Source organism: Bradyrhizobium sp. SZCCHNRI2009, assembly GCF_032485115.1.
GTDB lineage: Bacteria > Pseudomonadota > Alphaproteobacteria > Rhizobiales > Xanthobacteraceae > Bradyrhizobium.
Window position 1 is genome coordinate 165714 of record NZ_JAUEUH010000001.1, and the last position, 12634, is coordinate 178347.

The 12634-nt window shown below is 65.7% G+C and carries 5 protein-coding genes; 4 read left to right on the forward strand and 1 reads right to left on the reverse strand.

Annotated features, from left to right (window positions below; all coding sequences use genetic code 11):
• Positions 1 to 29: 29 nt before the first annotated feature.
• Positions 30 to 5066, reverse strand: coding sequence for a helicase (locus tag QX041_RS00820; protein ID WP_316164281.1), 5037 nt, complete (start codon positions 5064 to 5066; stop codon positions 30 to 32).
• 917 nt (positions 5067 to 5983) lie between these two features.
• Here QX041_RS00820 and QX041_RS00825 point away from each other — a divergent pair.
• The 4 genes from QX041_RS00825 (at position 5984) to QX041_RS00840 (ending at position 12631) form a co-directional block, all read left to right on the forward strand.
• Complete coding sequence (locus QX041_RS00825) at positions 5984 to 7822, forward strand: porin (RefSeq protein WP_316164282.1); 1839 nt, start codon at positions 5984 to 5986, stop codon at positions 7820 to 7822.
• A gap of 137 nt (positions 7823 to 7959) precedes the next feature.
• Positions 7960 to 10317: a type II secretion system secretin GspD gene (gene gspD, locus QX041_RS00830; protein WP_316164283.1), complete on the forward strand. Its 2358-nt coding sequence runs from the start codon at positions 7960 to 7962 to the stop codon at positions 10315 to 10317.
• Positions 10314 to 10841, forward strand: a complete 528-nt coding sequence (locus QX041_RS00835; RefSeq protein ID WP_316164284.1) for a tetratricopeptide repeat protein — start codon at positions 10314 to 10316, stop codon at positions 10839 to 10841. Before gspD ends, QX041_RS00835 begins: the two co-directional genes overlap by 4 nt.
• 113 nt (positions 10842 to 10954) lie before the next feature.
• Complete coding sequence (locus QX041_RS00840; RefSeq protein ID WP_316164285.1) at positions 10955 to 12631, forward strand: GspE/PulE family protein; 1677 nt, start codon at positions 10955 to 10957, stop codon at positions 12629 to 12631.
• Positions 12632 to 12634: the final 3 nt, after the last annotated feature.

Consider the following 12634-nt stretch of genomic DNA (forward strand, 5'->3'; position numbering starts at 1 on the left):
ACCTTTCGTGCGCCGGCCTTGCCGCCGGGTCATTGGCCCCAGGCGGCAAACGCATCCTTGAACGCGCGCTCACCGTCCGCTCCCTTCTCGATCGCCAGCACCGCCCGGCTGCCGCCATTGTAGACGATCGGGATGTCGATCCAGTCCTTGCCCTTGAGCAGCAACACGTTCCGCTTCATGTCGACATCCCCTGCCGACAGCGCGATCATGAAGAACTCCGGCGTCACCTTGGCGGTCATGGTGGTCAACGGGGTCCCGCGACCCGCTTCCTTGGGCTTCATGCTGACGCCCTTCAAGGTCTCCACCCCGGCGTGAGACGGGTCGTCCGGCCAGTTGAACTTGATCTCCATGATGTGGCTCGCCGGCATTTCGGCTTCCTTGTTTGGACGCAGCGACAACGTCGCCGTCATCCTCTTGTCGATCTCGACATCGCCTTTGATCGAGGCTGGCACCGCTCCTGCCGCAGGCTCGACATGCCAGGTGACTTTCCCGAGATAGCGCTTGCCGTGCGGATCCTGCGGATCCTCCTGGTACAGCACGGCGTGTGACACCATCGTCTCGGTCGCGCTCCCCGTGGTGATCGCATCGCCGCCAGCACCGCCCCTGGCGTCAGGCGTTATCCGATCCGCGATGACCTTGCGCGGCTCGGCGGCGGCCGGCGAGGCGGCATTCCAGGACACCGGGAGTCGGTTCAAAACGGTTTGCAAGGACGTCGTGATCCGGCTCGCCGCCGGCTGCCAGTAGATCGATGCGCCAACCACCGCGACCGCCAAGCCGGCGGCAGCGGCCATCATGTGCCGGCGGAGCGAGCGGTGTGGACGCCTCGCTCCATGATCAGGCCGCGGACGCCGACCCGGCGACAGCGCGCGATGATCGATATGCACGGCGTCGCGCTCCGACTCGGCTTGGCCGCGCGTCGTCGTCTCGGACAGTTCCGCCGGGCGGGCGAGCACGGCCACCCGCGCGATGGTGGCATCGTCGGCCGGCGACCTCGCAGCCTCCGCGAGCCGATCGGCCGCGGACGGCTGATTCTCCTCGATCTCGACCGGCGCTGCGGGCGCGACGGACGCGGGCGGCGCAGAGGCGGGCGTATCAGACGACGAGGCGGCACGCGCTTCATCGGTCGCGACCTCATGCCCGCGGCGCCGCGTTGGACGCGCCCCGATGCCGGCGCCGGCGCGGTTGCCCAGCCAATCCGGCACCGGACTCTCGATCGAGATGGCCGGCTCAGCGCGTTGCTCCGAGAGCCGCGCCAGCGACAGGCTTTCGGCCACCGTGGCGATCTCGTCTTCCAGCGAATAGGCGCGGCGCGTTACGGATCGCACGGATGCCGGGTGATCCTCCGCCGCGCCAGTGAGCCGCGCGGCAGCCGGATGCGGGCTGGTCGCCGGCTGTGCCGATGGCTGCTGTGAGCCGACGGCTGCAAGCGCGACCGGATCGACCCGGCGAGCGTGCTCCCGAAGTCTGATCATCCGGTCGGGAAACAGCATCTTGACGAAATCGCAGAGCGCTGCGCCCGGCAGCAGGAACTGGCGCATGGCAGCCGGACCGCTGCGCAGGATGCTGCGTGCGATGGTTTCGATGTCGTGCTCACCTTGCGCGACGCGCTCGCCGGTCTGCCGATCGTCCTCGATGACGACGACCTTGCGGGCTCGGAGCATCGCAGTGAGTTCGCGGAGATCGGATTGCGAGGCATCGTCGATGACGACGAGATCAAATGCGCCGAGCCGGGCCGGTAGCTGCTCGGCCACGCGCCATGCTGGCACGAGCTGGCATGGGATGCCTTCGCAGCAGCTCTCGAGTGCCTCGCGTGCAGCCTGACGCAACCGGCATGCGGTGGGGCCGGAACAGGTCGCTGCCATCTTTCTCAGCGTGGTCATGAACACGGTGAGCGCCTGCCTCATGGCGCTGCCGGTGTTCTGTGCCAGGCCGAGATGCATCCGTGCCACGACGACCTGGCCGAACAGCTCGCGCAACTGCATCTCCAGCGCCGCGCGCTGGTCGGACAGGTCCTGCAAACGCTGATGCTGACCGATGCCTTCGGTCTGCCGCATCAGCACCGCCCAATTCCAGGCCATCATCCAATCTGCAACGAGCACCGGATCCCCGGTCTGCGGATGTGCCGGCTCGGTCCTGATCCGCCGGGCGAAGGCGTCCGCTCCGGCCTCGGTGATCGCTCGGCAGACCTCGTCGAGCAGCTCGAGATCCTGGCGCCGGTCGTGCAGCGACTGCAGCCGGGTGCGAAGGGTGCTCCAGCGCGCCTCGATGTCGCGCGGGTCGACACCATCGCAGCCGATCTGCGAGAGCACGTCGGCATGAGCCTGCGTTGCGAGCTTGCCGCTGCCGCCAAACAGCCCGTTCAGCCGGGTGAGCTCCAGCCGCTGCTTGCCGATGCGGAGAGCCATGCTCCTCACCGCAGCTGCCAGCGCAGAAAGTCGTCGGCCGTCACCGAGCAATCCGGCGATCGCGTCGTCCGGCATCGACAGCTTCGGTGCGGCGGTGAGAACATTGCGCTTCGCCAGCGCCGCCAGCACGATCGCGGCCTCGACGCTTTTGACGACGCGCTCGTGACCGTGGAACGTGTGAGAGGAGTCCGGCTCGGGCGCAGGCGCACCGATTTCGGCCGCCAGCGATCGCCATCTGGCGTCGAGCGAATGCAGGTGACGACGCCAGGTCAGATAGTCGCGAACATGGCCCCAGTCGGCCGCGCCTTTCGGCGCGAAGCCAGCCACCCTGATCGCCTCCACGGTCTGCTTCAACGCACGGCCGGACAGGGAGAATGTCGCGAACGGCCTTGCTCCGGCCGACAGCCGTTCGACAATCGTGAGCAGTTCCTGGCTGGCGAAGGCGTCCGCCGGCGTTTCCACCGGCCGAACCAGGAAGCCGGCACGTTGCGACAGCAGGGACGACGCATCGCGGGCAAAATCGACGAGGATGCTGCCGTCAACCGACATTGCATCGGCCTTGCGGCCGACCGGCGACAGCGCTGCGAGCCAGGGCTCGTCGGCAATGACCCGGTGGGCCGCCGCGAGCGCGTCGAGGTCGCCGGCGAGCAAGTCCGCTCCGTCCGGCCCGAGCTCCGCGATGATCTGGCAGGCAAGCCGGCTGTCATGGCTTTCGCCGTCGATCCGTGCCGGCTGCAGGTCTTCGTGCAAACGTCTCACGGTCACGGCGTCCGGCAGGGCCGCGATTTCCGGGAGCGCGTCGTCGACATATTCGAGATCGGTACCCAGCCGAAAACGCGCCTCACGGGCCTGCTCGACTGCCGCAACCAGAAGGTCGCTCTCACTCACGAATCGTGACGGCTGATCGGTGAACCAGGCATAGGCGTCGCGGTCGGCGATCAGCGTGGTCAACGCGTCGAACGGCAGGTCGGGGACACCGGATGACCGCAGCATGCTGCGGCTGGCGATGTCTGCGAACGCGTCATCGAGACGCGATATCTCGACGCTGGTCGCGATGATGTCGCGCTCCAGCCGATTGACCTGTTCCGCCTGCGCGCGCGGGTTCGTGGTCCTGAGGATCGACAGCAGCCGGCTGACGACTGTCTCCGCATGCTTCAAGACGTCCTTGTCGGAGCCGGTCAGATCGACGGTCAGATCACGGACGGCGCGCGGCAGATTCTCGGACAACAGTCCGAGTGCAGCCTCGTTGCGTGAGACGACGAGAACGCGCAGGCCCATTGCGAGGTGATGGCAAACCAGGTTGACGAGGGTGGACGTGCGCTCGGACCCGCGCGCGCCTTGCACGACAAGTCCGTCCGATCGCCGGAGCTGTCGCACGACCTCCATCTGGTCGGAGTCCGTCGGCAGCGGAAAGAACAGGTCGCCGTGATCCGCCGCGATCTGCGCATCCGGCCCGACGTCGATCGGGTCACCGATCACGCCGGATAGACGACGGCGCGCGCCGTCATGGGCTTCGTGGTCCGGCGCGCCAAGCAGAAGGCGAAACGTTGCGGCCAGGCAGCAAGCGTCGCCGGGCGCGTATTCGATCGCTCGCTTCAGCCGCTCGATGTCGCGCAACAGCAGTGCGTCCGAGCGCGGCCGCGCAAAGATCACCCAGCGATCGGAGACGACCAGTTGCTCGTCCTCCTCGGGAAGCAGCAACGCGGAGTCGGGCATGGTGGGACAGTAGATCCCATGCGGGTCGAGCTGTGAGCCGATGGCGCTGAGAACCGGCTCGAAGCTGGCGGGCTGGAATGGCGAAAGCTCGTTGCCGCGCTCGATCGTCTCGAGCAACTGCTCGGCCGTTTGCCCCGCCAATCCGGCCGCTGATGTCAGCGGTTCGAACGCCTTGAGATTGACCGTCGCGCCGACCATGCGGGGCCGGATTCTGATTTCGGTGTCGGAGCCATCGAGGACCTCGATCTCGACCAGGCGTTCGAGCAGCGGAAGATCCAGCTCGCGGCCTTGTTGCCGCCAGCGTGACACGCCAATGCCCCACACGATTTCGCAGCTGCCATCGTTGCCTCCGGCTCCCGCCACGCGAGCCATCTCGCGCAATCGCTGGTGAACCGCGATGGTCTTGCGGCGTAGCCGCTCGGCCGCGGCCCAATTTGTCCACGAGCCGGCGAGATAGCGGTCCAGACGCTCGACGATGTCCGGGCGTTGCTCAAGATGCAATCGCACGTTCCAGAGCCCGGCGGCCACCCCCGGGCCGTTCGCCGGCGAGCAGTGCTCGCCGCGTGCGTGACCGGCCGCGATCAGCCGGTCTTTTTCCGCCGCGTGCACCGTGATCGTCACGCGTTGCCGAACCAGCGGGCGACGGTCCGGATCAGCGGACACGTCAATCCACATTGCCAAGTCGTACTCGACGGCGGGAGGATCGGTGGCGACCAGGCGTTCGATGGAGAGCCACACGGGCCCATCAGCGTCGAACGTGTTGTAGGTAATGCCGGGCAGCTTCTCCAGCTCATGCTGATGAAACACGAAGCATTGTCCGCCCGCAAGCCGATGGTCAGACAGGCGCGCGACCGCACGTGCATTGCGCAGGATCATCTCGGTGAGATACCCAAGAACATTCTGCAACGGTCCAGCCGCCGGCTCCAACCGATGGACAGCGTTCATAGTGCCTCTCCGATGATAGCGGCGACCAAGCGAAGCAATCGGTTCACCCTCAACTCCCGTCCTGACGTCCGTCCCGCTTTGCAGAAAATTCCGTCACGCGCGTCGAAGAAGATGGACGTATCTGACTATTCACGATCCTGATGTGGTCAGGCGCCGTCTTCGTCGATGGCATTCGAGGGAATACTGAAGCCAACGTCAGATAGACCACACTAACTGGCGAATAATAGCGTCACGCAATGCGGCGTAATGATGGGAGCGAGTCCGGGCGTGTCGTCGACCCTGAAAACTGCGCCAACTGATTTGTTATCATTTCGAGAACCACCGCTGTCGGTTCGCGTAACCGGTTTAGAATCTCTTTAAAGAAGCCGAGCGCCTTTCCGGTTTGACTGCCTTGATCGGAAGGGACTGGTATTCGCGTGCGTAGATGCGACATCTCTACGAGAGAAGCGTGCGGCGTCTTGCCGCAATCTCAGTCGCGTCCGCTTGCGGCTTTTCGTTGGATTCCATTGCTTCGTCCGAGCTGCGCCATCGCACGAACGCAATTTCTTTCGGAGTAGGGCCGTCGTTGGCGAAGTGTGACGTCGCTTATTACTTCGCGATGCAAAGGCATGAATGCAGCTCTACGCTGCGCCGCTCGACGCTCCGCACGCCGGACATGAACCCAGCAGCAATTATCAATGACTGAAAACACTTAGCCAGATCTCGGCTGGCGTCCAAGCGATTGGTCGGCCAGCCGCGCCTCTGCCGCGCAACGAGCGCCGCCCAAGTGCTGACACGCGAGCATCTCCGACGAGCCCAAGTATCGACATCGCGGGCTTCTAGCGCGAATGGCTCGCAGTCGCGCACGAATTCTGTGCTCACGGCGGCGCGGGCGAAGGGGATGCACGTCCGCGCATCATCATGGGGAGGTTTGACTGATGGTCTTGATTAGCTGCAGCGGAAGGCGCGCAGATTGCTCCGCGTCTTCACACGACGGCGCTTTGAGTATTGGCAAAGGCGGCGGCCCGCTTCGCGGCCGCGACCGACTCCTGCCATCTCTGCTTGCCGCCGTATCGACATTGGCGTTGAACGCCGCAGCAGCCCAGGCGGCCGACGCCGGCTCGGCGCGGTCCACGGACGGGGCAGCCGTCAAAGCGCTGATGGCGAAGCTCGAGTCCATGGAGCAGCGCATCAACAGTCTTCAAGTCGAGCTCAAGGACGCCAAGGCAAAGAAGACGACCAGCGTCGGACAGTCCGCATCACTCGCATCTCGCCGCCCGGCCGACCCGATGCCTCTGATCGGCGCCAAGGACGCGCGTGCCGGAGGTGCGAAAGCCTCCGACAACGCGCAGACTGCGTCCAGCCAGCCGGTCGGCAACGCCATGGCGCTCGCCGACTCGAAGGACGTCAGGGACAGTGGGTCGAAGGGGGCTGATGCCGGACCATCGCCATCCCCGGCATCACGGCTGGCGGCTGCGTTCGCCGATTCGGATTCCAAGCCGCGATTCCTGCCGGCAGCAGATCTAAAAGCACCTGCGCCGCAGCCCAGCAGAGACCTGTTCGGCGCCGCGCCGTCGCCGGTCCCCGGCATGAAGATCGGCATGTACGGCGAGATCAAGCTCGGTTCGGTGCAAAATCCCGCAGCGAACGGTCAGTGGCAGAACGGCTTCGACATGGCCCGCCTTGTCTTGCTGCCAACCTATCAGGTCAATGACTCCATCACCTTCAACGCGGAGCTGGAATGGGAACATGGCGGCACCGCATTCGATAACGACGACAAGCTGCATGGTGCGGTCGAGGTCGAGCAGGCCTTCTTCGACGTCAAGTTCAACGACCACTTCACCCTGCGTTCGCCGGGTATCGATCTTATCCCGATCTCCTTCACCAACCTGTATCACGAGCCGACGCTGTTCTACAGCGTGCAGCGGCCGGAGCTTGCCAACGGCCTGATCCCGACGACATGGTACGCGCCATCGGCAGGGTTTCACGGCAAGATCATCGACGGCTTGAACTATCAGTTCCAGATCAGCCAGAGCGCGGAGGATTTCGGCGACGGATTCGATCATCGCGGCGACAATGGTCATATCAATCCGGGCGGCTATGAAGGCGGCATCAACGGCTCGGAAGCGCTCGCGCTCTCGCGAGCGCCGATCGGCGATTTCCGGCAGCTGAGCAACCAGCTCGCCTATACACTGCGGCTGAGCTACACGCCGTCGTTCCTTCCCGGCTTTGCCGGAAGCTCGGCGATCTATTATTCGCCGAACGTCACGCCGCGGGGCGCCTATGCGACGCTGCCGGACGGCAGCGAGGTGCCCCTCGGCAAGAACGCGATGACGATCTTCAATACCGAGGCCCGCTATCGCGTTCCGAACACCGGGCTGGAGCTGCGGGCTGAATATGCCCACGTAAACTTCTCCAATCCGGAGAACCTCCGCGCCAACAATGATCTCGTCGACGACAACAACGTCGGCAAGAACATGTGGGGCTACTCCGGCGAGATCGCCTACCACTTCAGGGCGCCCAACGACTACGACATCGTGCCGTTCTATCGCTATACCCGACAGAACTTCCAGACGTCGGGCATGCTCGGCTCCGATCTCACCAACGGCCTGAACAACATCACGGGCAGCGGTGACATGACGTTCCACGACGTCGGCCTTGCCGTGTTTCCGAATCCCAGCCTGGTTTACAAGCTGAACTACACCAAGGTGATCGATCACAGCGCGGCGGGGGCGATGTCCGACCGGGTTCTCGCGGGCGTCGGCTGGCTCTGGTAGCCGACCGACGCGAGCAGGGGCCGCGGCCTGCCGGCAGCGGCGTCTCCTCGCAAGACACAGGTTGGAGCACCCGGGCGGAGCGCGACCGCTCTCCGCCCGGGTGTGCCTCGAAACGTAGAACGGACTCGGCAGATCGGGTGGGCGGGCGAGTGGTTGAGATTGCTGATTTGAGCGCAGCTTGGCTGCGATGCCGCACGCTCGCAACGTTGCTCACGATGTCGATCGCGTTGGCGGGCTGCAACCCGGCGACGCTCGGCAGCGATAGCCGCGGCGATGACGTGCTTGACAAGGTCGGCCGGATCGACCTTTCGCCGCGCTATCCCAGGCAGGCCATGCCGGAGCAGTCGCCGGCGGCGCGGCGCGCCCGTGCCGAGATCTATGGCGGCAACGACGATGCACGAGATGCCAGGGACGCGCGAGCGGAAGCGCCGGCCGCGGGCTCGCTTCCGATCCAGCAGGTGGCCGCGCATTCGCAGCCGGTTGGCAACGGGTTCGAGCTGAACTTCGAGAATACGCCGATCGCGACGGTGGCCAAGGTGGTGCTCGGCGACGTTCTCGGCGTCGGCTACACCATCGATCCAAGGATCCAGGGAACGGTCAGCCTGTCCTCGGTGCGCCCGGTCCCGAAATCGGACGTTGCCTACGTGCTCGAGAACGCGCTCCGGCTCTCGGGGACGGCGCTGGTTCGCGACAACTCCGGATACCGGCTGATTCCACTCGGCGACGCAGTGGGTGCCGGCAACGTCGATCCCGCCGGAGGCTCGGCAGAGCCCGGTTACGGCATCTCCGTGCTGCCGCTGCAATATGTCTCCGCCCCGACACTGCTAAAGCTGCTCGACAGCTTTGCACTCAAGCCCGGCACGGTGCGCGCCGATCCCGGCCGCAACCTGCTGCTGATCCAGGGGACGGGCGCCGAGCGACGCACAGCGATCGATGCCGCGCTGAGCTTCGATGCGGACTGGATGCGCGGACAGTCGGTCGGGATCTTTCCCATCGTCAATGGCAATCCCGAGCCGATCGTCGCCGAGCTCGAGAAGATCATGGACACCGGCGACAGCGGGCTCGGCCAGAACATGGTCAAGTTCCAGACCGTCAGCCGGATGAACGCCGTCATGGTCATCAGCCGCAAGCCGGCGCTGCTGCATACGGCGGAGACCTGGATCAAGCGGCTCGATGCCGGCAACACGCTGCGCAACAGCGTCCATGTCTACCGTGTCAAGTATGGCGAGGCGCGCCAGATGGCGCGGGTGCTGAACGACATGTTCACCGGAAACGCGGGCAGCGCGGCCGAGGGATCGTCGACTGATCTCGCTCCCGGGTCCGGAGCATCGTCGAGCTCGAGCAGCGAACGGCTCTCGGCCGCCGGCACGACGGCCCAGTCGGGCGGCTTCGCGAGCCAGCAGCAGGGCAACGCCGGCCTGGTCGCCAACCGCGGCTTCGGCGGGGCGCCGCCGCCGACCCAGGCCGGCCTTGATACGGGATCGGAATCGCGCGCATCGGGTTCGGGCGGCAAGCCGCTCATGGAGGGCGTGCGGATCACGCCCGACGTCGTCAACAACACGCTTCTCATCTATGCCGACAGGGAAAACTACCGGCTGATCGAAGCTACCCTGCGTCAGTGCGATCGTCCGCAGCTGCAGGTCGCGATCGACGCGACGATCGCCGAAGTCACGCTCAACGATTCGCTGAACTACGGCGTGCAGGCCTATCTCACCAGCAAAAACCTCGGCCTGAGACCCGACCAGGGGTCAGTGCTCAACACCACCTCGACATCGGCGCCGGCAACGGTCGCCTCGGCCGCGGGAACGATCACCAACGCCTTTCTCAGCCGCGCTTTTCCCGGGTTCAATTTCCTGGTCGGGTCGGAATCCCAGCCGAGCGCGATCCTCAGCGCGCTGCATACGGTCACCGACGTCAAGGTGCTGTCCAACCCATCGCTGGTGGTGATCGACAACCAGGCGGCGACATTGCAGGTCGGCGACCAGGTGCCGGTCTCGACCGGCAGCGCCACGGTGCTGACGACCAACAACACGGTCGTCAACACGATCGACTACCGCAACACCGGAATCATCCTGCGCGTCGCACCGCGGGTCAACGAGAACGGCAACGTCCGGCTGGAGATCGAGCAGGAGATCAGCAACGTCTCGCCGCAGACCGTCAACAGCCTCACGCCGACGGTCGCCCAGCGCAAGGTGAAGAGCTCGGTGGCAGTTGCCAGCGGCCAGACCGTGCTGCTGGCCGGTCTCATCAGCGAAACCCATCAGGGCACCCGCAGCGGCGTGCCGGGGATCGACCAGATCCCGGGCCTCGGCGACCTCTTCAGCAACAACGACCGCAGCCGCGGGCGGACCGAGCTGATCATCTTCATTCGCCCCCAGATCATCCGCGACGGGACCGACGCCCATTACGTCGCCGAGGAGCTGCGCTCCAAGCTGCGCGGCACGATCAGGCCTGTCTCGACAAGTGCGCTTCAGACACCGCGGGTCAATCGATGATGCGGCATGCGACAACGGCCTTCGCTGTTCTGGCGCTCGCCTTCGGCATCGTCGCGGCCGACGCGCGGCCGCGCGGCGACGCATGGGCCGCGCTGGCGCGCGGCGAGTATGTCAGGGCGGCCGCAGCGTTGGCGCCGATGGCGCAGAGTGGACATCCGCCCGCCATGACCGCGCTCGGCTACATGTATGAAAACGGGTTCGGCGTCCCGCAGTCCTACGAGGCGGCGGTCGAGCTCTATATCGGAGCCGCCGAGCGCGGCGACCCGACGGCGCAGCACCTCTTGGGTCTGAGCTACGACAAGGGGCATGGCGTCTGCCAGGACCTCGTGCTGGCCTACAAATGGCTCAATCTTGCAGCGGCCGCAGCGCCCAATCGTCTGCGCGAACCTTATTTGCGAATCCGGGACGCCATCGCGTTCAAGATGTCGCCCGATCAGATCGCCGACGGCCAACGGCTCGCGCTCGAATGGCGGCCGATGCAGCCCGGCGGAGTTCGCGCGACCGCATCGATTGCGGATTTGTAGTTGTTCTAATCAGCTGACCGCAGAAGGGTCATCTTTGGTATCGAGAACGAACTGTTCGACAGTCCGGACCTCGGCAATGAGGTGATCGACAACGATCCGTCACGGGACGCGCCATGAGCTCGACTCCTCCTCTACGATTGGCCGACGATCTGCGGGATGGCCGGGGGCCGGTCCGGCTCGCCGCTGGACGGGTCGGCGCTGCGGCGCAGGACAGCGCGGGGATGGGGTCATCGACGGCGAACAATCCCGCAGGTCCCGAGTCCGCCGACGACATCGCGCGGCAACTCGGATTGACTCGGATCGCGCTGTCCGATTTGCTGGCGTCCAAACCGCTCACAGAACATTTTTCACGGCGCTTCCTGCGGGAGACGATGGTCTTCCCGTTCCAATCCGCCGGGCACGGACCATGTCTTGCGGTGGCGGATCCCCGCGACACCGCAGCGGCACGCGCCGCGGAGCTGGTGTTCGGCACGGCAGTCGAACTGGTGGTCGCCTCCGCCGAGGATGTTGCCACCGCGCTGAACCGGCTCGCCGGCGAGGACGAAGTACCGGCGCGCAACGAAACGGCTGAGCCGCAGCTGCGCGACGACGACATCGAGGGCTTGCGCGACCTCGCCACCGGAGCGCCGGTGGTACGCGCGGTCAACGATCTGTTCGAGCGGGCGGTGGAGCTGCGCGCCAGCGACATCCATGTCGAGGCGATGCGGAGCGGGCTATCGGTCCGGATGCGTGTCGACGGCCTGCTGAAGCCGCTCCCTGAGCCGTCCGGCGTGCTGCCCCAAGCCGTCATCTCGCGCATCAAGATCGTCGCCGGGTTGAACATCGCGGAACGGCGCCTGCCTCAGGATGGCGCTGCGCGGCTTCGCATCGGCCGCATCGAGTTGGACGTGCGCGTCGCCGTGATGCCGACGCAATATGGCGAGTCGGCGGTGATCCGGCTGCTTCCCAAGGATCGGGGTCTGCTCGCGATCGAGAAGCTCGGCTTTTCTCCCCACGACGATCGATCGCTGCGCCGCCTGCTGGCGCTGCCGCACGGCATGATCGTGATCTGCGGGCCGACCGGCAGCGGCAAGACCACCACGCTCGCGACCGCGCTGTCGATCCTCAACGAGCCCACGCGCAAGATCCTCACCATCGAGGACCCGGTCGAGTATGAGATACCGGGGATCAACCAATCGCAGGTCAAGTCGTCGATCGGGCTGACCTTCGCCTCGGCCCTGCGCTCCTTCGTGCGGCAAGATCCCGATGTGATCATGGTCGGAGAGGTCCGTGACGGCGAGACCGCCCACGTCGCGGTCCATGCCGCGCTGACCGGCCATCTCGTGCTGACCACGCTGCATACCGAGAACGCCGCGGCTGCTGTGCCGCGTTTGCTCGATCTCGGCGTCGAAGATTTTCTGTTGCGCTCGACGCTCCGCGCGGTGATCGCCCAGCGGCTGGTGCGCCGGCTGTGCGAGCGCTGCAGGTCGAAGCGGATGCTGAGCGCCGACGATCTCTGCGCGGACCCGCGCTACGCCGCGGTGGGCTTCGACGTCGGCGAGACGGTCTACGAGCCGGCGGGTTGCGAGCGCTGCGGCGGCACCGGCTATCGCGGCCGGCTCGGCATCTTCGAGGTTCTGGAGCTGAATCCGGAGATCCGGTCACTGATCCAGGGCACGACCGATGCGGCCGTGATCGACCGCGGCGCCATTCTGAACGGCATGACCACGATGCTCGACGATGGCATCGCGAAGTGCCGGGCCGGCGCCACGTCGGTCGCGGAAATCCTGCGCGTCACAACGTTACGGTGAGCC